The sequence below is a fragment of the Synergistetes bacterium HGW-Synergistetes-1 genome, from assembly GCA_002839185.1.
Taxonomy (GTDB): Bacteria; Synergistota; Synergistia; order Synergistales; family Synergistaceae; genus Caenicola.
Window position 1 is genome coordinate 19,945 of sequence record PGXO01000009.1, and the last position, 23,888, is coordinate 43,832.

22 protein-coding genes and 1 riboswitch are annotated in these 23,888 nt (G+C 47.2%); of the genes, 19 read left to right on the forward strand and 3 right to left on the reverse strand.

Annotation, left to right across the window (positions count from 1 at the left end):
• Window positions 1-13 precede the first annotated feature (13 nt).
• The 10 genes from malQ (at window position 14) to thiD (ending at window position 12,481) form a co-directional block, all read left to right on the forward strand.
• On the forward strand, window positions 14-1,561 hold the full coding sequence (malQ, locus tag CVV54_08230; protein PKL03905.1) for a 4-alpha-glucanotransferase: 1,548 nt from the start codon (window positions 14-16) through the stop codon (window positions 1,559-1,561).
• Between the two features lie 19 nt (window positions 1,562-1,580).
• Window positions 1,581-3,485 carry an LTA synthase family protein gene (locus tag CVV54_08235; protein PKL03906.1) on the forward strand — a complete coding sequence of 635 codons (1,905 nt, stop codon included), beginning with the start codon at window positions 1,581-1,583 and terminating at the stop codon, window positions 3,483-3,485.
• A 4-nt stretch (window positions 3,486-3,489) separates the two neighbouring features.
• Window positions 3,490-5,403 carry a hypothetical protein gene (locus tag CVV54_08240; GenBank protein ID PKL03907.1) on the forward strand — a complete coding sequence of 638 codons (1,914 nt, stop codon included), beginning with the start codon at window positions 3,490-3,492 and terminating at the stop codon, window positions 5,401-5,403.
• Window positions 5,404-5,486: 83 nt separating this feature from the next.
• Window positions 5,487-6,806, forward strand: coding sequence for a glycosyl transferase family 2 (locus CVV54_08245; GenBank protein ID PKL03908.1), 1,320 nt, complete (start codon window positions 5,487-5,489; stop codon window positions 6,804-6,806).
• A gap of 39 nt (window positions 6,807-6,845) precedes the next feature.
• Window positions 6,846-8,132 (forward strand): MFS transporter, encoded by a 1,287-nt coding sequence (locus tag CVV54_08250; protein ID PKL03909.1) that lies wholly within the window; start codon window positions 6,846-6,848, stop codon window positions 8,130-8,132.
• Window positions 8,116-8,769 (forward strand): class II aldolase, encoded by a 654-nt coding sequence (locus CVV54_08255; protein PKL03910.1) that lies wholly within the window; start codon window positions 8,116-8,118, stop codon window positions 8,767-8,769. The genes CVV54_08250 and CVV54_08255 overlap by 17 nt, the downstream gene beginning before the upstream one ends.
• A gap of 60 nt (window positions 8,770-8,829) precedes the next feature.
• Window positions 8,830-8,934: riboswitch (TPP riboswitch) on the forward strand.
• 60 nt (window positions 8,935-8,994) lie between these two features.
• On the forward strand, window positions 8,995-10,185 hold the full coding sequence (cytX, locus tag CVV54_08260; protein PKL03911.1) for a putative hydroxymethylpyrimidine transporter CytX: 1,191 nt from the start codon (window positions 8,995-8,997) through the stop codon (window positions 10,183-10,185).
• A gap of 20 nt (window positions 10,186-10,205) precedes the next feature.
• Window positions 10,206-11,030 carry a hydroxyethylthiazole kinase gene (locus CVV54_08265; GenBank protein PKL03912.1) on the forward strand — a complete coding sequence of 275 codons (825 nt, stop codon included), beginning with the start codon at window positions 10,206-10,208 and terminating at the stop codon, window positions 11,028-11,030.
• On the forward strand, window positions 11,017-11,661 hold the full coding sequence (gene thiE / locus CVV54_08270; GenBank protein ID PKL03913.1) for a thiamine phosphate synthase: 645 nt from the start codon (window positions 11,017-11,019) through the stop codon (window positions 11,659-11,661). Before CVV54_08265 ends, thiE begins: the two co-directional genes overlap by 14 nt.
• A gap of 19 nt (window positions 11,662-11,680) precedes the next feature.
• On the forward strand, window positions 11,681-12,481 hold the full coding sequence (gene thiD, locus CVV54_08275) for a bifunctional hydroxymethylpyrimidine kinase/phosphomethylpyrimidine kinase (protein ID PKL03914.1): 801 nt from the start codon (window positions 11,681-11,683) through the stop codon (window positions 12,479-12,481).
• A gap of 56 nt (window positions 12,482-12,537) precedes the next feature.
• Here thiD and CVV54_08280 read toward each other — a convergent pair whose 3' ends face one another.
• Complete coding sequence (locus CVV54_08280) at window positions 12,538-12,711, reverse strand: ferredoxin (GenBank protein PKL03915.1); 174 nt, start codon at window positions 12,709-12,711, stop codon at window positions 12,538-12,540.
• A gap of 140 nt (window positions 12,712-12,851) precedes the next feature.
• Window positions 12,852-13,355 carry an energy-coupled thiamine transporter ThiT gene (gene thiT, locus CVV54_08285; GenBank protein PKL03916.1) on the reverse strand — a complete coding sequence of 168 codons (504 nt, stop codon included), beginning with the start codon at window positions 13,353-13,355 and terminating at the stop codon, window positions 12,852-12,854.
• Window positions 13,356-13,851: 496 nt separating this feature from the next.
• Here thiT and nhaC point away from each other — a divergent pair, with 496 nt between their 5' ends.
• Window positions 13,852-15,369 carry a Na+/H+ antiporter NhaC gene (gene nhaC, locus CVV54_08290; GenBank protein PKL03917.1) on the forward strand — a complete coding sequence of 506 codons (1,518 nt, stop codon included), beginning with the start codon at window positions 13,852-13,854 and terminating at the stop codon, window positions 15,367-15,369.
• A 20-nt stretch (window positions 15,370-15,389) separates the two neighbouring features.
• Window positions 15,390-15,848 carry a hypothetical protein gene (locus CVV54_08295; GenBank protein PKL03918.1) on the forward strand — a complete coding sequence of 153 codons (459 nt, stop codon included), beginning with the start codon at window positions 15,390-15,392 and terminating at the stop codon, window positions 15,846-15,848.
• A 77-nt stretch (window positions 15,849-15,925) separates the two neighbouring features.
• Here the strand turns inward: CVV54_08295 and CVV54_08300 are convergent, their stop codons facing one another.
• A complete protein-coding gene (locus tag CVV54_08300; protein ID PKL03919.1) occupies window positions 15,926-17,131 on the reverse strand; it encodes an FprA family A-type flavoprotein in 1,206 nt (401 codons plus the stop codon).
• A gap of 446 nt (window positions 17,132-17,577) precedes the next feature.
• On the opposite strand from CVV54_08300, the gene CVV54_08305 reads away from it, so the two are divergent.
• The 7 genes from CVV54_08305 (at window position 17,578) to CVV54_08335 (ending at window position 23,766) form a co-directional block, all read left to right on the forward strand.
• Window positions 17,578-19,257 carry a methylmalonyl-CoA mutase gene (locus tag CVV54_08305; protein ID PKL03920.1) on the forward strand — a complete coding sequence of 560 codons (1,680 nt, stop codon included), beginning with the start codon at window positions 17,578-17,580 and terminating at the stop codon, window positions 19,255-19,257.
• A 33-nt stretch (window positions 19,258-19,290) separates the two neighbouring features.
• Window positions 19,291-19,704, forward strand: a complete 414-nt coding sequence (locus CVV54_08310) for a methylmalonyl-CoA mutase (protein ID PKL03921.1) — start codon at window positions 19,291-19,293, stop codon at window positions 19,702-19,704.
• A gap of 3 nt (window positions 19,705-19,707) precedes the next feature.
• The gene (gene mce, locus CVV54_08315; GenBank protein ID PKL03922.1) at window positions 19,708-20,109 is read left to right on the forward strand and encodes a methylmalonyl-CoA epimerase; all 402 of its coding nucleotides are present in this window, start codon (window positions 19,708-19,710) and stop codon (window positions 20,107-20,109) included.
• A gap of 97 nt (window positions 20,110-20,206) precedes the next feature.
• Window positions 20,207-21,766, forward strand: coding sequence for a methylmalonyl-CoA carboxyltransferase (locus tag CVV54_08320; protein ID PKL03923.1), 1,560 nt, complete (start codon window positions 20,207-20,209; stop codon window positions 21,764-21,766).
• 13 nt (window positions 21,767-21,779) lie between these two features.
• On the forward strand, window positions 21,780-22,172 hold the full coding sequence (locus CVV54_08325) for a sodium pump decarboxylase subunit gamma (protein PKL03924.1): 393 nt from the start codon (window positions 21,780-21,782) through the stop codon (window positions 22,170-22,172).
• Window positions 22,173-22,212: 40 nt separating this feature from the next.
• Window positions 22,213-22,605 (forward strand): acetyl-CoA carboxylase biotin carboxyl carrier protein subunit, encoded by a 393-nt coding sequence (locus tag CVV54_08330; GenBank protein ID PKL03925.1) that lies wholly within the window; start codon window positions 22,213-22,215, stop codon window positions 22,603-22,605.
• Window positions 22,606-22,641: 36 nt separating this feature from the next.
• Window positions 22,642-23,766, forward strand: a complete 1,125-nt coding sequence (locus tag CVV54_08335; protein PKL03926.1) for a glutaconyl-CoA decarboxylase subunit beta — start codon at window positions 22,642-22,644, stop codon at window positions 23,764-23,766.
• The last annotated feature ends 122 nt before the right edge of the window (window positions 23,767-23,888 follow it).

Consider the following 23,888-nt stretch of genomic DNA (forward strand, 5'->3'; position numbering starts at 1 on the left):
GGAGGTAAGGTTTTTGGATAGAAGAAGCGGAGTTTTGATGCATTTATCCTCTTTGCCCGGACCGTTTGGAACAGGAGGACTTGGAAGCAGCGCCGAACGTTTTGCTGATTTTCTCATGAATTCAGGATTCAGAGTATGGCAGGTTCTTCCGACTTCGCCGATAGATGGTTCTTCCTGTTATTCCCCTTACAGCAGCAGATCTGCTTTCGCAGGCAGTCACATCTTCATAAGCCCCGAGAAACTGGCTGAAGATGGGTTTTTAGATGCGGAAGAGATTGAAAAATATCATTGCACCGGTCCGGAATGTATTGCTGACCACGGCTATTCGACTGAACAGCTGAAAAATTTGATCAGACTCTCCTGGCTGCGTTTCAAAAATGAGCCGGCCAGATACGTTGCTTTTGCAGAAGACTACCGTCTCTTTGTTGAAAAAGAGGGATACTGGCTCAGGGATCATGCCCTTTTCACAGTGCTGAAAAAAGATTTTGAAGACCTGTCATGGAATAAATGGCCGAAAGAATTTGTCCTGAGAGATAAAGATACACTTGAAAACTACTCTTCCCAAAAAGAGAAGAGTGAGGAAATTCAGCTGATCTGCTTCGAACAGTTCATTTTTGACAGGCAGTGGAAAGCCTTCCATAGATACTGCCTTGACAGGGATATCAGATTAGTGGGAGACATCCCTATGTTTGTCGCTTTTGACAGTTCGGACGTATGGTCAAATCAGGAATATTTTGACCTTGATCCTGAGGGGTACCCGAATAAAGTTGCTGGGGTACCGCCCGACTATTTCAGCGCCAACGGACAGAGATGGGGGAATCCTCTTTATAACTGGGAGACGATGCGAAGGGACGGCTTCAGCTGGTGGACAGCCAGATTCAGGAAAGCGATCGAGCATTTTGACCTCATAAGGATAGATCATTTCAGGGGGTTTTCTGCGTGCTGGGCAGTGCCGGCAGAAGAAGAAACGGCTGTAAACGGGGAGTGGATCGAAACCCCCGGCAGAGAGCTTCTTGAAGCCCTCTCTGAAAATATTAGGAAAGACGGCATGGTTGAATTGCCGCTCATAGCAGAGGATCTTGGCATCATTACAGACGATGTCAGAGATCTTATGGCTGACTTCGGGCTTCCGGGAATGAAAGTCCTCCTGTTTGCCTTTAATGGTGATGTTGGGTCCAGCCCTTATGCACCACATAACCACATTCCCGGGTCTGTCGTTTATACCGGCACCCATGACAACAACACAGTCAGGGGATGGTGGGAGAGCGAATCGGATGAGCGGTCAAGATCGCTTATCTCAGAATACACAGGACGTGACATCAACAAAGAGAATGTTTCGGAAGTATTTACCATTATGGCGCTTTCATCAACATCGAAGCTTGCGATAATCCCGATGCAGGATATACTTGGACTTGGCGATGCTTGTCGGATGAACGTGCCTGGAGTTGCCCAAGGCAACTGGCTCTGGCGTATGAGCAGGGCTGATCTCGAAGCATTGACCTGGGCTGATTCGGATACAACGGTCCGTTTTAGAAGACTCAATTCCCTTTTTGGAAGATAGCAGAGGAGTTTTTTTAGGTATGGGGTTCTCAGAACAGAGACTTTATTATGCAAAAAAAGATAACGACCGCAGGGAATTCATTTTTTTTCTACTTTTGTTCGCCGTTATTTTCATCAAGTTTTATTTCCTTGAATATAAAATATCCATGCAGGTAACAAGATATCCTGCCTCTGCTGCTTCGTCTGCAGGAATAGTCCTCTGTCTCACTGTTGCGGTCTCTCTCTTCTGGAGGAAGCTTAGGGCTTTTTCTGCTCTTACTGTCGATTTTCTGATCTCGCTGCTTGCGGTAACAGATCTGCTGCACCTGCGTTATTACTCGGACATGTTCACCTTCATGAACATCGGTCTTTCCGCACAGGTGGGAGAGATCGCAGATTCTGTGGCCGCTCTCATACACCCCTCTGACTTCCTCTATTTTGCTGATATCCCACTATTGATCTTTTATATATATATCTCGCGAAAATTCAGATCAGTTCCCTTTTTTAAAAAAGTTGGCATAAAGCGCTTTCTTGTCTCTCTGCTGCTGATCATTGTAGGAGCGCTGCCGGTAGTGTACAGGTTCTGGTCTTACGAGAAAAGGATGCCGGACGTGCTGAGTTCTATGTGGGACAGGCCAGCTGTCAGCAACAATATCGGTGCACTGACATACCATCTTGCGGATGTTAAAAACGCGGCAGGGCACTTTTTTTTCAGGGAGAAGCTCTCTGATTCACAGATCTCCGAAGTGAAAAATTTTTTTAATGAAAAGAAGAGAGGAAGATCACCTGGATATCTAAACGGTTCCGCGAAGGGCAAAAACCTTATCATAATCCAGGTCGAATCCCTCCAGCAATTTGTGATAGACCTGCGTATAAACGGAGCAGAAGTGACACCGAACCTCAACAGATTCGTAAGGGAATCCGCATATTTCAGCGGGATATACAGCCAGACTGCCTCCGGAAACAGTTCTGACGCTGAATTCATAGTCAATACCGGACTCTATCCATCTGCGTCAGGAGTAGCATATACGAGGTTTGCAGGAAACCGGTATGAGGCTTTGCCAAAGGTTTTGGCTGACATTGGATATATATCGTTAGCGCTTCACGGGGACAGACCGGGATTCTGGAACAGGCACAGGATGTATCCTTCTATGGGATTCAGCCGTTTTATAAGCAAAAAAGACTTCATAGTTGATGAAAACATCGGAATGGGCCTTAGTGATGCCAGTTTCTTCAGGCAGAGTCTCGATATTCTTGATAAGACGCAAAAACCTTTTTACGCTTTTCTGATCACCTTGACGAGCCACTACCCATATAACTTCGAAGAAATTTTCAAAGAGGCGCAACTTAACACATCGCCGTTTGAGGGAACGCTGATGGGCAACTATCTTACGTCGATGAAGTATTTTGACGACAAGTTCGGAAGTTTCATTGAAGGGTTGAGGAAAAATGGACTTTTGGACAGCTCTGTTATAGCTTTGTACGGAGACCACACAGCTATTCCTGGCTGGGACAGGTCGAGCCTCGAAAAACTTCTAGGCAGAAGCCTAAAAAATGACTGGGAATGGAAATACATGCAGCGTATACCTCTTATGATAAAGATCCCGGGTATCCAGGACCCCTCGGAAGATAATAAGGAAACAGCAGGTCTCATAGATCTGCCTGAGACTTTTGCAGATCTTATGGGTTTCGAATTCAATGCAGGATTCGGAACGAGCCTTTTTGATAAAGACAGAAGTGAGCCGGTAATATTCAGGAACGGTTCATTTATAACAGGCAATGTCTTTATAGAGCCCTCGTCAAGAAGTGCAAGAGAGATGCCTGAGGGCAAAGTTCTTGATTACGGCAAATATGCTCCAATGGCCGAGGAAGTTAAGAAACGTCTCAGATACAGCGATATGATACTTGAACATGACCTGGTGCCTGAGATTGTGAGGGAAGATTGAAAAAATGCGGATCCTGCCGGTAAAAGAAATGGAATGCCGTGAAAAGGAACTGAGGATCTTGATCCTGATGACACTGCTGGTATGGATCAAATTTTTCATTGTAGATTACATGATCGCGGATGTCCTCAACTGGCCCTCTTTCGGGACAATGAAGATCCATCCTGCAAGGCACACTCTCAGGGCCCTTGCTGTTGCTGTCCCCTCTCTTGGAGCGATACTTTCGGTAATGATACCTGTTTCCCTGGTTCCGGCTAAATACAGGGGCAGGACTCTGCTGATCATTGACGCACTCTTTTCGATCCTTGTACTCACAGATGTGCTCTTTATCAGATATTACTCAGATATCTTCATATTCCACGATATACTCCTTCTTCCGCAGACAGGGCTGATCGCCAAATCCATATGGTCGCTGCTCAAATTGTGGGACGTGCTGATTTTCGCCGACATCCCGATAATGATCTGGCTGCTCAAAAAAGAACGCATAACTCTATGCTTTGAACAGGTCACGGTGAAAAGGATAGGAGTCTCGCTGCTTATATTTTTTTTTGCGGTCTTTGTGCAGATCGCCGCAGGGTACAGGCTCAGAGAACAGAGACCAAACATAATGAGTGCTATGTATGACAGACTTTCAGTCTGCGCTTGGGTAAGCGCAGCCTCTTTCCATTGGGGGGATGTGATCTCCCTTACCGTCAGGGCATTTGAACCAGGTTATGTCCCGCAGCAGAAGATCGATGAGATGCGCGGATGGTTCAAAGGCAGAGTAAAAACAAACATGATTTCACCTGCCAAAGGCAAAAACCTGATCATGATACAATGCGAGGCCCTCCAGCAGTTTATTGTCGGAATGAAGATCAACGGAACAGAAGTCACTCCTAATTTAAACCGTTTTGCCGAGAACTCCCTATATTTTCCAAAGACCTGGGATCAGACAGCAGGCGGCCTGAGCAGCGATTCGGAATTCATGGCCAACACTGGTTTTTTCCCATCCGCATCTGGTGCTGCCTACACTAGGTTTGCAAACAACAGCTACAATTCTCTGGCGAAAACACTTAAAAAAGAGGGTTACAGGACTTTTGTTGTCCAGGGAACCTTCAGCTCATTCTGGAATTGCCACAGGATGCATCCAAAGCTCTATTTTGACAGGCAGTACAGCCGCAATACCTTTCCAAAAGGAGAGGTCCTAGGTCTGGGACTGAGCGACAGGGCCATTTTCACCGAAGCGCTTAACATTTTTAAAATGACCCAAGAACCTTTCTATGGATTCATAGTAACGCTGAGCAGTCACCATCCGTACAACTTCGAAGGCCTGGATGACGGAACTTTTCCCTTGCCTGATGAGATGAGAAAGACCCTGCTTGGTGACTACATCATTGCAATGAACTACTTTGACAGGGAACTTGGCAGATTTCTGGAGGGTCTGAAGACCTCAGGCCTGGATCAGAAAAGCCTGATAGTGCTGTACGGGGATCATCCCGCGGTGCCTATAGCATATAAGGAAGAAATGGAAAAGCTGACAGGAAAGAAGATCGAAGAGTCGATAGAATGGAAGGATACAAGGAGGGTGCCGCTGATATTCCATATCCCCGGTGCTAATGGAAAAAAAGGAACCGTATTTACAGATACCGGACAGATGGATATAATGCCGACGGCTGCTGGACTGCTGGGGATAAAAATAGGTACATATTTTGGAAAGGACCTTTCTCTTGATAACGGTCCGTACCCTGTGATTTTCCGTAACGGTTCATATATTATTGATGGGGTATTTGTAGAGCCTGCCGTCAATAGAGCCACAAGGACAATTACGCATGAATTAATAGATGCTTCAGAATATGATGAAATTACTAAGGAAGTTGATCTCATACTGAGCTATAATGACACTATTCTCGAAAAAAATCTTATAAATGATATTCTTGATTAAAGGGTAGGTATTTAAAGCCTTCACCAAAGACAATAAATTTTTGAAGGTCTTTTTTTGTGCTCTTTCGCAGGAGGAATGAAATAATGGAAGGTTCACAGGAATTAGTATACTGGTTTATATGGTGGGGATGGTGGATACTGCAGTTTGTCCTCTATTCTCTGCTTGCGCTCCTGATGTGCGATGGAGCTTATCAGATAATAGTAAGCATAAGGGGGTTCTGGAACCAGAAAGAAATGTCACGGGCAAAACGCTATCGCAGGTTCGTCGTGCTTATTCCGGCACATAACGAAGCCCAGGTCATATCGCCCCTTCTTAAAAGCCTGGCTGAACAGAACTACCCCAAAAACTGCTATACAGTATATGTATCGTGTGACAACTGCCAGGACAATACTGCCGAACTTGCCCGCATGAGCGGTGCGGTAGCCCTGGAGCGTTTTGATAAAGAGCGAAACGGCAAGACCTGGAATGTCAGGTGGGCACTGGGCCAGCTGCCGATGGATAAAGCGGATGCCCTTGCCATGTTCGATGCTGACAACCTTGTCGATGTCAACTTCCTTATGAATATGAACAACTACATGGAGCTCCATCCTGAGGCAGAGGCTATACAGGGCGTGTTGGACGTTAAAAATCCGGACGATAACTGGCTGACGAGATCTTATGCACTGGCTTACTGGTTTTCAAACAGGTTCTGGCAGCTTGCGAGGGGGCTCTGGGGACTCTCATGCACACTTGGCGGGACAGGTCTCGTTATCAGGGCTGCGACCCTTGAAAGGATCGGCTGGAACCTCGAAAGCCTGACAGAGGATCTGGAAATGTCCACAAGACTAATCCTATCGGGCAGCAGGGTGCACTGGAACGACGCAGCGGTAATTTATGATGAAAAACCACAGAGCATGGCTATTTCAAAGCGTCAGCGAACGAGATGGATGCAGGGCCATTACTGGGTGTTTTGGCACTACGGGAGAGATGCACTGAAGTCTTTCTTCGTAACGAGGAGGCTTCAGTACCTCGATCTCTTCCTCTATCTGCTTGCCCCGGCTAAATCATGTTTGGGAATAATAATAATGATAGCGGGTATGGCATATACTCTTATAAACAATATGGTCCTTTTTCCGACCGTGTCCGAAAGCACTCCCCAGACGATGATCGACTGGGTGCTATTTTTCGGACTTCCGATATTTTTCATAATCGCCTTCTGCCTGATATGCGTGATAGTAGGTCCTTCAATGCACGAGAAAAAATTTACGCTGAAATATGTGAAGGATACCTTTGCATATTTTTGGTTCGGGCTTACATGGATACCGATAATTTTCAAGGCCGCCTTCCTGGCAAAAGATCAGGGAACATGGGTAAAGACAGAACATACCAGGGGGATCTCCCTGGAAGATGTGGCAAAGAAATAGAGGATGAAGGATACAAAAGATGTTTAGGGGGACGCCAAGATAAAGACACAGTTCGAACTATTGACAGTCAGACGATTCCTCCCGCTTTTCCTTACACAGTTTTTCGGGGCATTCAACGACAATTTGTTCAAGAATGCCCTTGTCATACTGATCACATTCAGGCTTGCAGATGAATATGGACTGAACGCACAGTTGCTCATAACCTCCATCGCAGGTCTCTTCATACTTCCTTTTTTCCTTTTCTCTTCGACAGCCGGACAACTTGCTGACAAGTATGAAAAGTCCTTCCTTATAAGGATCATCAAATTTATAGAGATAGTGCTGATGGTACTCACCGCGGCTGCCTTTACCTTTTTGAACCTTTGGGGCCTGATAATACTCCTCTTTTTTATGGGAGCCCAGTCGGCCTTTTTCGGACCGCTGAAATTCAGCATACTTCCCCAGCACCTGAATGAAAACGAACTTGTTGCAGGCAACGGACTTGTAAGCGCAGGCACATACATAGCAATCCTCTCGGGGACTCTATGCGGTGGCCTCTTTATACTCCATCCCGCCGGTAGGACATTTATCTCAGCGGGAGTAGTAGGTGTAGCTATCTTGGGTTTTATCTCTAGCCTTCTGATACCAAAGGCAGAACCCTCCGTTCCCCGAATGAATATAGACTGGAATCCTTTCAGGTCAACGATGGACATAATCTCCTATGTGAGGCCGAACGTGATAGTTTTCAGGTCGATCCTGGGCATCAGCTGGTTCTGGTTTCTGGGTTCAGTCTTCCTCTCGCAGTTCCCTACTTTTTCAAAGGACATACTGGGAGGCAACGAAGAGGTATCAACGCTCTTCCTTGTCGTATTCTCTGTTGGCGTAGGTCTTGGTTCGACCCTTTGCAACAGGCTCCTTAAGGGAAAAATCTCTGCCAGACTGGTCCCATTCGGTTGCATAGGCATGACGGCTGCCACTCTTCTGCTTTATTTTTTCAGTCTGACAGTGCCAAAGACAGGCGAGCTTGCGGGTGTAATGGAGTTTATATCAGAACCGGGTTCTTGGGGAGTGATATTTTCTTTCCTCATGCTTGCAGCTTCGGGAGGCATCTTCAGCGTTCCCATGTATGCTCTGATGCAGTCCAGGAGCTCTGACGAGCACAGGGCAAGGGTCGTCGCCTGCCTCAACATAACAGACTCTTTTGGAATGGTGCTTTCTGCTGTTTTTGTAGCTTTGATGCTGATGTTTAAGATATCGATAATCAATATTTTCCTTATAATTGGTATTGTCAATCTTTTGATAACACCTCTACTGAGCAGACTGGCGAGGGATGAAGATGGTCACTGATATTGAAATGCGAAAAGAAATTATAAAGACAGGCATCCTCCTTTCAGAAAAGGGCCTGATACAGGGCACAGGAGGCAACATAAGCTGCCGGACAGAAAAAGGTATTCTCATAACACCGAGCGGGATGGACTACAGTGCCCTGGTCCCGGAAGATCTGGTGCTTTTGGACCACGAAGGAAAAGTAGTTGAAGGCGCAAGAAAACCGTCCATAGAAAAAGAGATGCACATGAAGATATACCAGTTGAGAAAAGACATAAACGCTGTGATACACACGCATTCCGTATACGCCACGGTACTGGCCGCCGCCAGGCAGCCTCTTTGCCCGATCACGGACAATCAGGTTGCTCTTTTTGGTGGAACTGTACCTGTTGCAGACTATGCTCCGATAGGAACAGAAGAGCTTGCTCAAAGCGCTGCCCGCTCTCTTGCAGGGGGAAGCGCAGTCCTTCTCTCAAACCATGGCGCCCTGTGTGTTGGTAAGGATCTGGACGAAGCCCTGATGAGATGTGAGATGCTTGAGGTCTTTTCAAAAATATACATCCTTGCCAAATCTGCAGGGGGTGGAGTAGTGCTATCTGACGAGCAGGTCAGATGCGAAGCTGATGATCTAAGGAAAAGATATGGACAGAACAGATGATCTGATGCTGTGACAGCCCTTGCAGAAACATTCGCATCGGAGCTATAATACATGGACAATTGAATATTCGGGGAGCTTGCATGGCAGGCTGAGAGGAAGTAATCGACTTCGACCCTGGACCTGATTTGGATAATGCCAACGTAGGGAACGCACTAAATTGCAAAATTTAGCGGGAAGCGCGGAGATGGCGTTTCCCGCTTTTTATTTTGAGATGGGGGAAATGATATGGAAGATAAACAGGGAACGACAGTATTTGGAAGTGCGCTTATATGGTTCGGAGCGGCTGTATCGATTGCGGAGATATTGACGGGGAGCCTTATTGCACCGCTCGGTTTTTCGAAAGGAGCAGCTGCTGTCGTCATAGGTCATATAATCGGCTGCATACCTCTTTATCTTGCAGGCCGCATAGGGGCAGAAACCGGAAAAAGCGCGATGGAGACTGTTAAAATTTCTTTCGGTCGAAAGGGTTCTATCTTTTTTTCCGTGCTGAATGTGACTCAACTCGTCGGCTGGACAGCGGTGATGATCATAGGCGGCGGCCGGGCAGTTGCAGTCATTGCAGAAAAGTACACAGGGACATACAATTCTTCTCTCTGGTGTGTGGTGATAGGATTCCTGATAATAGTATGGATAAAAATAGGAATAAAAAACCTCGGAAAGATAAACACTTTCACTATGGCAGCCCTTTTTTCTCTTACAGTACTTCTCAGCTTCATAATATTCAAGGGAGACACTGCAACTGCGACTGTTGGCAGCATGAGTTTTGGGAGCGCTGTTGAGTTGTCGGCGGCGATGCCGCTTTCATGGCTGCCTCTGATCTCAGACTATACGCATAACTCCTCAAACCCACGCAAAGCATCACTGGTAAGCGTGCTGGTATATTTTGCCGGCAGCACGTGGATGTACATGATAGGTCTGGGAGCCTCGATCTTCACGGGAGAGAGCGATATCGCCAGGATCATGCTGAGCGCCGGCCTTGGAGTGGCCGCGGTATTCATTATTGTGATCTCGACAGTGACTACCACTTTTCTGGATGTATATTCCGCAGGAGTGAGCTTCAGCAGCATAACGGACAAGGTAAGCAGCACGACTACTGCCCTTATTGCATGTATAGCCGGTACTGCTCTCGCAGTTTTTACTCCAATAGAACAGTATGAAAACTTTCTTTTCCTGATAGGGTCTGTTTTTGCCCCGATGATATCAATACTCATAACAGATTTCTTCATCCTGAAGAAGGATCACTTCAGCGATAGCCTAAATATTTCCAACTTTATCCTTTGGATCGCAGGATTTGTTCTTTACAGAGGGTTCATGGCGATGGAGACAGTTTTTGGAAACACACTGCCGGTAATGGCAGCAGTAATAGTACTTGCCACTGCGGCAGGCAAAGCAAGAGAGCTTATTTCAAGAAGCTGAAAGCAGAAAGGAGAATAAATATGTTTGCCGAAATTATAAATAAAGTCAGGCTGGACTGCCCTCTTGTCCACTGCATAACCAACTATGTGACTGTAAATGACTGCGCCAATGTACTGCTTGCCTGCGGAGCTTCCCCTGTGATGGCGGATGACGAGCGCGAGGCAGAAGAGATCGTATCGATCTCTTCTGCTCTTGTGATAAACATAGGTACTCTTAACAGCAGGACGATCCCCTCCATGTTCAAAGCAGGCAGGAGGGCAAACGAACTCGGACGGCCGGTGATCCTTGATCCTGTTGGCGCGGGTGCCTCCTCGCTGCGTACTGCAACGGCAATGGACCTGATAAGGGAAATAGATTTTGCTGTCATCAGGGGAAATATTTCAGAGATAACCGCCATAGCAGGAGGGGAGTCAAAAACACGCGGAGTTGACGCGTCCGACCCGGAACTTTTGGATGGCGATCTGCCTGCAGATGTCATCTCCCTGATCCTGAAGCTCAGAGAAAAAACTGGGGCTGTGATCACTGTAACCGGTCCAAAAGATATAGTCGCCGGGGAAAAAGATCTATGCATAGTCAGAAATGGCCATCCCATGATGTCAAAAGTCAGCGGCACAGGGTGCATGCTCTCTGTCATTACAGGTGCCTTTTGCGGGGCAGCCCCTTCAGATATCGCTGTTGCTGCAGCTTCCGCAGCGGGAATGTTCGGAGTGGCGGGAGAGTTTGCTTTTGAACGGCTCAATTCCGAAGGCGGAGGAACTTCTACCTACAGGTCATACATCATAGATGAAGTAAGCAAAATGACCCCGGAAAAGATGAGGGAGGCTGTAAAAATTGAGATTAGATAAAAATTCATTAAAGCTATATGCCGTAACTGACAGAAAATGGCTGAAAGGGAGCTCTCTGGAAGAAGAGGTAGAAAAAGCTGTGAGGGCCGGTGTGACTATGGTGCAGCTCAGGGAAAAGCACATGGAATTTGCAGAACTGGTAACCCTGGCAAAAAAAATTGGAGCTGTAGTCCATAAATACAATATCCCCCTGATCATCAACGATGACATCGAAGCTGCATTGGCATCAGGCGCTGATGGTGTGCACGTCGGGCAGGATGATATTTGCGCATCTGAGGCAAGGCAGAAGATCGGCAGCTCTATGATACTCGGGGTATCCGCCGGAACAGCAGAAATGGCTCTTGAAGCGGAAAGATGCGGGGCTGATTACATAGGAGCAGGCGCTGTTTTTTCAACATCAACAAAAGAGGATGCTAAAATAATGTCCTTCGATGAACTCAAAAGAATTTGCGATTCTGTCTCCATACCGGTGGTAGCAATAGGCGGCATTACTGAAGAAAACATAATGGAGCTTTCGGGTTCAGGGATAGCTGGAGCAGCAGTTGTATCGGCGATATTTGCCAAAGAAGATGTCATGGTATCGTCTGCAAGACTGTTGACCCTTATTGAAAAAATGCTGTCGAGCAAATAAGGCAAAAGGAGAGATCGAAATGATCAGAAAGGTATTAACGATCGCCGGTTCCGACTGCAGCGGCGGAGCGGGCATTCAGGCAGATCTCAAAACGATGACAGCCTTCGGTGTCTACGGAATGAGCGTTATCACTGCACTGACAGCGCAGAATAGTACAGGGGTTTTCGGAATTATGGAGGTCGACCCTGAGTTTACGGCAAAACAGATAGACGCGGTTTTTACGGACATCCGGCCAGATGCTGTCAAGATCGGCATGGCAGCGAATTCATCCCTGATAAGGATCATATCAAAGAAACTTAAAGAGTATGAGGCTGTGAATATTGTGATCGATCCTGTAATGGTATCGACCAGCGGAAGCAGGCTCTTAAGAGATGACGCGGTGAGATCACTAATAGAGGAACTGATACCTCTTGCCAGGGTCATAACTCCCAACATATATGAGGCTGAAGTTCTTAGCGGCATCAGGATCAAAGAAAGAGATAGCATGACTGAGGCGGCACGAATGATCGCAGAAAAAACAGGGACAAGTGTACTTCTGAAGGGGGGACATCTTGTCGACAGGGCGGACGACCTTCTCATAACACGCGAAGGATCAGAGATCTGGTTTTACTCTGAGAGGATAGACAATCCCAATACTCATGGCACCGGATGTACTTTGTCATCTGCAATAGCATGCGGGCTTGCATCGGGTCTTTCTTTGGAAGAGAGTGTTCTGGCTGCAAAAGAGTACATCTCGGATGCGTTGAAAAGTGGACTGGATCTGGGCAGGGACAGAGGTCCCCTTGATCATTGCTGCAGGATCAGAACAGTCAGAGAGTAAATAAAAAAACCGGAAGCGAAGGCCTCCGGTTTTTTTATATCATCGTGATGTAATTATTACTGAGAAATTGCGCTGACAGGGCAGGTAGCAACACAGGCCCCGCACTCTACACATGTGTCGGGATCTACCTTTGCTTTGCCATCATTCATACTGATCGCTGATGTCGGGCAAACGCCTACGCATGCCTCGCAACCTACACAAGCATCCTGATCAACTACTGCTTTAGCCATTGTAAGAAGTCCTCCTTAGATTATGTTTCAAAAGTATTTTTGCGGAAAACTGAAACCCGCACCTGCGTATTCTATATTGAAAAAGAAAATGCATCAACCTTTTTTGTGAAATAAAGAGGTATTTTGTTATATGAAAAAATCTACCTGCCTATTTTATCAAGCCGCGGCAATATGAAATAAATCAGCGTCATAGAGATGACAGCCTCAGGGATAACAACGCTTGCATTGTAAAGAAGTGAGTAGAGCCATACGTTCATACCTTCCGGTGCGTACTCGGAAAAAAAGATCGCACCTGAGAGGACTGATGCAGAAAGATTCAAAAATGCAGCAGCAGCTACCCCAAAGTACCTGTTTGTCCTGAAAAAACCAGCAGCGCCCAAAAGGGCACTTGCTACAGGATAATCCAGCAGCGCTTGTAGAGGATGGACGACGTATCCTCCCAAAAAGAGTCTCAGGAGTCCTACGGTAAGTCCTGCTGATATTCCTGCCGTTCCTCCTCTTCTTATTGCAAAAATAAAGATCGGGAGCATCCCCAGGCTGACAGAGCCTCCCTGAGGAAGGGCAAACAATTTTACAAACGAAAGCGCTATAGATAATGCAACACAAAGGGATCCTTCGACCAGGATCTTTATTGGTACATTCATAATCATACCTCCAAGGCGCAACATTGTGCAGCCGGAAACACAGATATTATAATATGGTTTCGATACTGTCAAACAGCCAATGCAGCTGTACATTATAAAATAATTACCTATTTTGGATATTTCTGTTTTGTGAACTAAGGAAGAGGTCAATGTCAGGAAAGGTACGTCCTCTCCGGTCCCTTTATACGTAAAGTTCAGCACTGTCCAGCTTTTTCTAATTATATACCTTGCAGATATTTGTTCAAAGCAGATCCTTATTGAACGTGCAAGAGTAGACAGATTACTTGTTAAGGTAGTAGAATTACTTATACGGGTAAAAATAAAAGTACCCATTTCATTTGCTGCATCATACTTTATGCCAAGCCGCTTTTGACGGTTATTATTTCGAAAGACGGAGGTGGTTTATCGGTAGTTCTCTTTTCACAAGCTTTTGTTTATTCCTGCGACTGTTTTTTTTATTATTTTTTTCAAAAATTGAAAGGGGAGTTGTCTTATTATGGAGCCTCGTAAACCTTCACTGGCGTTGACTCTTGCATTGTTTTTAACAGTAGCGGCAATGATCGCGGCCAGTGTCCTGGTATGGGAAGTCGATATTCACATTACACTTATCCTTGGCGCAATGCTTACAATTGCGATCGGAGTTGCAGTTCTCAAGTATGATTACGCCACAATTGAAAAAGGCATTATTGATGGCATAATGACAGGCATGCAGGCCTGTCTCATCCTTTATACGGTTGGCCCGCTTATCGGGACCTGGATACTAAGCGGAGTAGTACCAACCATGATTTACTACGGACTGGCTATTCTTAACCCGTCAATTTTCCTTTTTGCCACACTGCTCATATGCTCTGTCGTATCACTATCTACCGGTACATCATGGGGGACCTCAGGAACTGTCGGTATCGCCCTTATGGGGATCGCGCTTGGTCTTGGCATCCCAGCTCCTCTCACGGCAGGCGTAGTTATTTCAGGAGCATACTTCGGCGACAAAATGTCTCCGCTCTCTGATACGACTAACCTGGCACCGGCTGTTGCCGGAACCGACCTTTTCCAGCACATCAGAGCCATGGTGTGGACCACCGGGCCAACTTACATCATCGTTGCTGTTATCACGATCGTAATCGGTTTCCGTTATGCAGGCGGAGAACTTGATGCCGCGAAGATCGCTGCCATCCAGGCACTTATGAGAGCTGAATTCTGGATCAACCCAGTAACGCTCATTGCGCCTCTTGTTGTTATTGGACTTTCCGCTGCACGTAAACCGGCCCTGCCAAGTCTGTGGGCAGGTATCTTTGTGGCTATTGTCATTGCCCTGGTCAATGGTTCAGGAATTGGCGAAATTTTAAATATCATGCAGTACGGCTATGTGCCCACAGTATCAGCCTCTATAGCCGGTGCAGGAGAAGATGCGGCTGCTCTGGCCAAAGTTCTTGCAGAGAGCAACATCACTGTCGCTCCAGATATTGCTCTGGAAGCAGCGAACGACATCGTTAAACTTATGGAACGCGGCGGTCTGCAGTCTATGAACTGGACGATCTCACTCATCATCTGCGCATTCACATTTGGTTTCTCTATGGATACATGCGGTTTCCTCAAGGTCATGCTTGAAGCTATAATGAAACCTATCAAGTCAGTCGGTGGAATGGTAACGGCGACCATCCTCTCCTGCTTCGTATGCGATATTTTTCTTGGTGACCAGTATCTGTCTATAGCGATGCCGGGAACGATGTTCAGATCTGCTTATGAGGAGAAAGGGCTCCACCCTAGGATGCTCTCACGTTCGCTCGAGGACGCAGGTACTCTCCTGTCTGTTCTTATCCCGTGGAACACTTGCGGTGCATACCATACTACGGTTCTTGGTGTGCCGACGCTTGAATATGCTCCATATGCGTTCCTGAACTACCTCAACCCAATAGTAGCAATCCTATTGACCTACATGGGTATTGGTATTGCATGGCGCGGCAAAGAAGGCGAACCTGTAATTTCAAAGACGCGTCCTGCGAATCTGGTTTAGCAAGATAAGAGCAGTTTAAATTGCAGGGAAAACTGCCGGAATTTGAAAATCTCCTGGTCTCAAGATCAGGAAGGACCACCAGTAACTATAAGACCGCGACCTTTGCAGCAATAGGCATCTATCTTATAGGAGGCACTCTCTGGAGATATTATTCTCTTGGCATTACAGATAAGGTGCTGCCAAACATCATTCTGGGTTTTGCAAGTTTCTTTGTTCTCAAGTATCAGAAGCTTGTATACTTATCCCCGATAGGAATGGTAAAGGAGACGCACACCTGGATAACCCACCACCGAGAAGTGATGAAGTGGGAAGAAATAAAATTTATCACTTTGATGCACAAAAGGGTAGAGACCATGGTATTTCTGGAGAGGGACAGCTTAGGGTGGAAAGTGCTTTTTGAGCGGGATCAGGTGGAAGATCTCAAGAGAATTTTTAAGCAGTATATCCCGGATATTGAGATCAACGAGATAGACCGGTAGTTTCAAACACAGAAGCAGCCCCCCGATAACTAAGGTTTCGGGGGGCTGCTTTTATCTTGCCATATAAAATCAGCTATTTATTTGAAGTGTTTTTTTACCGCTTCTGCAACATTCTTTCCAAGCAGTCTGCACTGATCGAGATCTTCCTCTGTAGGACATGATTTGACTTCGATCGAAGGCTGTATAAGGGTCCAGTCCCCGCTCTGTTCAGCAAAGAGCTGGAGTTCTGCCAGGGCGCCTTTGCTCCAGCTGTAGGAACCGCATATGCCAAGGATCCTGTTTTTCATCATTTTGTTTGAAAGGGATCTGCAAAGAGCTGCCATCGGAGGATAAAGTTCCGTATTGTATGTACAGCTGCCCAATACCAAGCCCTTGTACCTCCATATGTCCGCTACCATGAATGAAAGGTTGTCCCTTGAAACATCATGTACGAATACGTCTTTTATTCCGGCCTCTGATATCGAACGGGCGATGGCGTCGGTCATGAATTTGGTATTTCCATACATGGAACCGTATACTACCACGACTCCTTCATCGGTATCATGCCTGCTCCATTTGTCATAAAGATCTACTATGTGCTTCGGGTTAGTCCTGTGTATAGGTCCATGTGCCGGGCAGATTATTCTTGGATCGAGAGTCCGTACCTTTGCTATAGCTTTTTGAGTCGGTGAAGCGTATCTTCCGACTATGTTGGCAAAGTAACGGAGTATTTCATATTCATAGTGGATCATATCGAGTTCGTCATCGAATATTCCGCCCTCAAGAGCGCTGAATCCACCAAAGGCGTCCGTTGAAAAGAGGACTTTTTCAGTTGTATCGTAGGTTACCATGCTCTCAGGCCAGTGTACCATCGGTATCATTGCAAAAGTCACCTTGTGGTGCCCCAGGTCCAGGACATCCCCCTCTTTGACCTCAATTATGTTTTCAGTGATATTGTAAAAGGCGTCGATCATTTCCACAGTCTTTTTGTTTCCTATGATCTTCATCTCTGGGTAGAGGTGGCGAAGCATCCTTATGGAACCGGAGTGGTCTGGTTCCATGTGGTTTACTATTAGGTAATCTATTGTCCTTCCTGCCGGTAGGACGGAGGTGAGCCTTTCTATGTAGTCGGAAAGGTTGCCACTTTTAATAGTGTCGATTATCGCAATTTTGTCATCGTTGATCAGATAAGCGTTGTAAGATACTCCCTTTGGAAGAGTCCAGAGACCTTCGAAGAGATCGGTCTCGCGATCGTTCCCGCCTATCCAGTAGATATTTTTTGTTATTTTTATCGCTTTCTGCATAGCCATACCTGCCTTTCATGATTATTTGTATTTACATGTATTTGATAATGATACAGCAACATCAAGGATAGGATAAGATAGCAAAAAATCAAACTAAAAACATTACAAATAAGACCAAGTAATAATTTTCAAACAAGAAAGATTATTCTGACATTTCATGATGCTCATTTTTTAATCAAGGCTTAATCAATTTTTTAGCGCCTAAAAGAAGGTGAAACACTTCACGTGAATGCAGGCTTCAAAGTATTTTACGTTTATTTACAAAAAAGCTTCCATAATCGATATATTTTTCCGTTTGATCAATATGTCTGAAATGACCTGTCAAATGTTGCAATTTTCGTAAACCTGACTGATAATAGTACGGTGTGATTTTTTACAACCCAAATTAAGTGTGCAGGTGATCTGAAAAAAACGGTCACGAAATGTTTCATAAGGAGGCGGAGTAAGTGTTTGACCCAAAACAGCTCCAGGAAGTGGCAGAAGGCAGCACGTGCTATGAATCATCAGTAGCTAAGACTTTGGCGAAAAACCCTGAAAGGAAGGAAAACTTCACAACAGGTGGAGGGATACCCCTCAAGAGAACATATACCCCAGAGGATCTTGAAGGTCTTGATTACTCAAAGGACCTTGGCTTTCCAGGACAGTACCCCTATACAAGGGGAGTTCAGCCAACAATGTTCCGCGGCCGTTTCTGGACGATGCGCCAGTATGCCGGCTTTGCAACAGCAGAAGATTCCAACAGACGCTATCGTTATCTTCTGAGTCAGGGGACGACCGGTCTTTCAGTTGCATTTGACCTTCCCACCCAGATAGGATACGACTCAGACGACCCAATGGCGATCGGAGAATGCGGAAAGGTCGGAGTAGCGATCGACAGTCTTGCTGATGCGGAGATCCTTTTTGATCAGATACCGCTCAACAAGGTCTCAACATCAATGACGATAAACGCACCTGCATCTGTCCTGCTTGCCATGTACATAGCGGTAGCAGAGAAACAGGGCACCCCGATGAATGAACTTTCAGGGACCATCCAGAACGACATCCTGAAGGAATACATAGCCAGGGGAACATACATCTTCCCTCCCAAGCCGTCGATGAGACTCATCACGGACATCTTTGAATTCTGCAGCAACAACATACCCAAGTGGAACACGATCTCGATCTCAGGCTATCATATCAGGGAAGCCGGATCGACAGCCATACAGGAAGTTGCGTTTACTCTTGCAGACGGTATCGCTTACATTGAAGCAGCCATTAAATCGGGGCAGGATCCGAACGTTTTCGGGAAGCGCCTCTCCTTCTTCTTCAACTCGCACAACGATTTCCTCGAAGAAGTTGCGAAGTTCCGCGCTGCACGCAAGATCTGGGCGAAGATCATGAAGGAACGTTTCGGCGTAACAGACAAGGGCGCCCAGATGCTCCGCTTCCACACTCAGACAGCAGGATGCACCCTCACAGCACAGCAGGCGGAGATCAACATCGTTCGCGTAGGCATCCAGACAATGGCAGCCGTATGCGGAGGAACACAGTCCCTCCACACCAACAGCCTCGACGAAGCACTTGCCCTTCCGACAGACAAGTCGGTCCGCATTGCTCTCCGCACTCAGCAGATCGTAGCCTATGAATCAGGCATCACCAACACGGTAGATCCTCTTGCAGGCAGCTACGCTGTTGAAGCTCTCACCAAAGAGATCGAAGATGGTGCCTGGGAGTACATCAACAAGATAGATGAGATGGGCGGAATGATGACTGCTATTGAAAAAGGATATCCCCAGAAGAACATCCAGGATGCCGCATATCAGTATCAGAAGTCGATCGAATCAGGCGACCGCATTATCGTCGGCGTCAACAAATTCCAGGTCGAAGAAGACATGTCTGAACGCAAACTCCTTAAAGTTGATGCAAGCGTTGGAGTCAACCAGATAAAGAAACTCCGTGCAATGAAGGAAAACCGCGACAACGTAAAGGTCAAGGACTGCCTTGAAGCAATACTCAAGGGAGCGCAGGGCGAAGAGAACCTCATGCCCCTTATCCTTGATGCGGTCCGCCATTATGCAACAGAAGGCGAGATATGCGGAGTTCTTCGCGGAGTGTTTGGCGAATACAAGGAAAACGTGGTTCTTTAGGATCTCTAGAGAGCTGATAAGGAGGAAAAAAAGATGGACCGTAAAATTCGCGTAGTTGTTGCGAAACCTGGACTTGATGGCCATGACCGCGGCGCAAAGGTCGTTGCCAGAGCATTCAGAGACGCAGGCATGGAAGTAATATATACAGGACTTCGTCAGACCCCAGAGCAGATCGTAGCCACCGCTATCCAGGAAGATGCAGACGCCATTGGAATAAGCATTCTTTCCGGAGCTCATGAATATTGTTTCAAGACGATCATTGATCTCCTCAAAGAAAAGAATGCAAGTGATATCATAGTTTTCGGTGGAGGAGTTATCCCAGAGTCAGACTATCCTACGCTTCTGGGATTCGGAGCCGGAGCCATATTCGGTCCCGGCACACCCACAACAGAGACAATAGCCTGGCTTGAAAAGGCAGTCGCTGAAAAGAGATCGAAAGAGGCATAGGTCATGAAACCAACAGTTATCGACCACATCGGAATAGCAGTAAAAAACATCGATGAATCTCTCAAGCTCTGGGAAGCCACTCTGGGTATCAAATGTCATGGTGTGGAAGAAGTTGTCGAACAGAAGGTAAAGACAGCATTTCTGCCCCTAAAGGATACTGAAGTCGAACTTCTTGAAGCCACAAGCCCCGAAAGCCCCATAGCAAAGTTTATCGAAGCAAAGGGCGAAGGAATTCACCACATGGCTATAAGAGTAGATGACCTCGAGGCAACACTTGCGGAACTTAAGGAAAAGGGTATTCGCCTTATCGATGAAAAACCGCGCCTTGGCGCTGGCGGTGCAAAAATCGCCTTCATCCATCCCAAGGCGACCGGAGGCATTCTGCTCGAACTGAGCGAACGCTAATATAGGGTTAAGAAGGACCCCCGTGTTGTATATGCAGCACGGGAGTCCTTGCTAAAAAAGTACCGAAAGTTCCAGAACATCAAGGAGGTTAGTAGTAATGGCGGACAAGACGATTGACGAACTGTGCGCAAGTCTCGTAGAAAAACGGGAAAAGGCCGCACAGGGCGGTGGAGCAAAGGCCATTGCCAAACAGCACGAGAAGGGCAAGATGACCGCACGTGAGCGGATCGAAGCAATTCTCGACCCAGGTAGCTTTGTTGAGATCGATGAGTTTGTTGAACACCGTTGTGTAAACTTCGGTCTTCAGGACACAGTTTTTCTCGGAGACGGCGTGGTTACCGGGTATGGAAACATTGACGGGCGTATCGTATATCTATTTAGCCAGGACTTCACAGTAATGGGCGGTTCCCTTGGCGAAATGCATGCGAAAAAGATCTGTAAAGTACTCGATCTGGCCCTTACCAACGGAGCTCCCTGCATCGGTATCAACGATTCAGGCGGCGCGCGTATCCAGGAAGCGGTAGATGCCCTTTCCGGATATGGAAACATATTCTTCAAGAACGTCAAGGCAAGCGGCGTTATCCCTCAGTTCTCCATAATAGCCGGTCCATGCGCAGGAGGAGCTGTTTACAGCCCTGCTCTTACCGACTTCGTGTTTATGGTCGACAAGATCGGTATCATGCACATCACCGGTCCTCAGGTCATCAAGGCCGTAACAGGAGAAGACGTTACTTCAGAGCAGATCGGCGGAGCCAGGGCACACAACGGAACCTCGGGCTGCGCACATTTCTTCGCGAAAGATGAAGCCGAGTGCTATGCACAGGCGAGAAAAGTTCTTAGCTATCTGCCCAGCAACAATATGGAAGAGCCTCCATTCATAGAAACAGCTGATGATCCGGCAAGAATGGATCCAGCCCTTCGTGAGATGGTCCCAACCAACTCCAACAAAGGGTACGATGTCCGTGATGTCATCAAAAAGATCGTTGACAACGGAGACTTCTGCGAAGTCCAGGAAATGTATGCCCGTAACATCGTTACCGGTTTTGCGAGAGTAGGCGGAAGATCGATCGGTATCATTGCAAACCAGGCTAAATTCATGGCCGGATGCCTTGACATAGATGCTTCTGACAAAGCAAGCCGTCACATACGCATATGCGATGCATTTAACATTCCGATCGTTACATTTGAAGACGTTCCCGGATATCTCCCCGGACTCAACCAGGAAATGGGCGGTATAATACGTCACGGAGCCAAACTGCTCTATGCTTACAGCGAAGCCACAGCCCCGAAGATCACGATAGTACTTCGCAAGGCTTACGGCGGATCATATCTTGGTATGTGCAGCAAAGACCTTGGAGCAGATGTTGTCCTTGCATGGCCGCAGGCACAGATAGCAGTCATGGGAGCCGAAGGTGCGGCGAATATCATTTTCCGTAAAGATATCGAAGCAGCAGAAGACAAAGAGGCTATGAGAGCTCAGATGATAGATGAATACAAAGAAGCCTTTGCGAACCCCTATTGCGCAGCAGCCCGCGGTTTCGTTGACAGGGTCATTCTTCCGGAAGAGACCAGGCCGGCACTTTATCAGGCTCTTGTAATGACAGAGTCTAAGTGCGAGCTTCGTCCGAAACGCAAACATGGCATCCTGCCTAACTAAGGGGGAGAATTAAATGACTCAGAGCGCAGTAGCTGCCCATTTTACAGGTGTTGGCGGCGGACTTGTTATGTCTCTGATAGCTTTCAGCATCGTGTTCATCGTCATTATGGGTCTCATGTTCATAATGATGGGAATGAAGCATGTCTGCAGAGCTATCGACGGATGCAAAAAAGCACCCGTAAGTGCACCTGCAGCACCCTCTGCACCGGCATCACCCGCTGCAAAAGCGGTAGCCGTTCCTGCAGTTGGAGATGACGGAGAACTTCTGGCCGTTATTTCAGCAGCAATTGCAGCTATGTGTGGAAGTGCAGCAAGAGTGGTATCTTTTGCCCCTGCAAAAGCCCCTGCGGGATCCAGCTGGAAATTTATTGGCAGGATCCAGAACGCTGAAGGTTTTCAGGACTAACAACAAACTTTTACATAATATTTGAGGAGGTTTTTCTCTGATGGCACGCAAGTACAGAGTTACAGTAAATGGTAAGGCATACGACGTAGATGTAGAAGAGATGGGAGCAGGAGCACCGGCAGCAGCACCTGCGCCTGCAGCAGCCCCTGCACCGGCTGCCGCCCCAGCACCCGTAGCGGCAGCAGCACCCGCAGCAGCTCCTGCACCGGTAGCCGGCGGAGCCGGTTCAATCGAAGCTCCGATGCCCGGAAAGGTACTAAAGATCCTTGTTTCGCAGGGAGCTCCCGTCACAGCCGGCCAGCTTGTTCTTATCCTTGAAGCAATGAAGATGGAGAACGAGATCTATGCGCCTACGGCAGGAACAGTCACTCAGGTTGGCTGTAAGGAAGGAGATTCTGTCAATACTGGCGATACTCTCCTCGTTATCGGTTAGTCTGCGTTAGCAGCACTTTCCAAGGAGGGAAATTAAATGGATCTATATATGACCGCGCTAAAAGGCGTTATAGAACAGTCAGGGTTTGTAGCCCTTAACACGCCAACATTGATCATGCTGTTGGTCTCGTTTGTACTGCTCTACCTCGCCATAGCAAAGGGTTTTGAACCTTTGCTCCTGTTGCCTATTGCTTTTGGATGTCTGCTTGTCAACCTGCCTCTTTCAGGCATCGTTGATCCGGGCGGATTTCTCTATTTCGTAAAGTTCGGTATCGACCATGAGCTCTACCCAGTTATCATATTTATGGGCATAGGCGCTTTGACTGACTTTGGACCGCTTCTCGCAAACCCGATAACATTCCTGCTCGGTGCAGCGGCACAGATAGGCGTATTTTTCGCTGTTATCGGCGCTATGTTTATGGGCTTTACTATTCAGGAAGCAGCAGGTATTGGTATCATTGGCGGAGCGGACGGACCTACAGCAATTTATCTTTGCGCAAAGCTCGCAAGACATATTCTTCCTGCCGTTGCAGTTGCTGCGTATAGCTATATGTCGCTGGTCCCGCTTATTCAGCCGCCTGTCATCAAGCTTCTGACGACTAAGAAGGACCGTGGAATCAAGATGGAACAGCTCCGCCCTGTAACAAGGACAGAGCGTATTCTTTTCCCGATCGTTTCGACTATGGCCTGCGGACTTATCCTTCCTGCATCAGTTCCTCTTGTTGGGATGCTAATGTTCGGCAACCTTCTTCGCGAATGCGGATGCACCGAACGCCTTTCGCTTGCGGCACAGAATGAAGTGCTCAATGCCACAACGATATTCCTCGGAATTTCAGTTGGTGCGACAATGAGCGCGGAATCATTCCTTACTGTCGCGACACTTAAGATAATCGCATTGGGACTTATCGCGTTTATCTTCAGCACAGCAGGAGGAGTACTTTTTGGACAGCTTATGAAAGTGCTTTCGGGTGGAAAGATCAACCCGGTAATTGGAGCTGCAGGTGTTTCGGCAGTTCCAATGGCTGCACGCGTCTGCCAGAAGGTCGTATCCAAGGAGTTCCCCGGAAGCTACGTCCTTATGCACGCAATGGGTCCCAACGTTGCCGGTGTTATTGGAACAGCCGTGGCCGCGGGAGCTATGCTTACCCTACTTACTAAGTAAGCTGAGCACCGGCAATAAGCAACGCTAACTTCACAGCATTCGAAAGAGGCCGCTCGGCGTATTTAAATACGCCTACGCGGCCTCTTCCTTCATGTTGCATCGTTATCGCCGCTTCTTGCCGG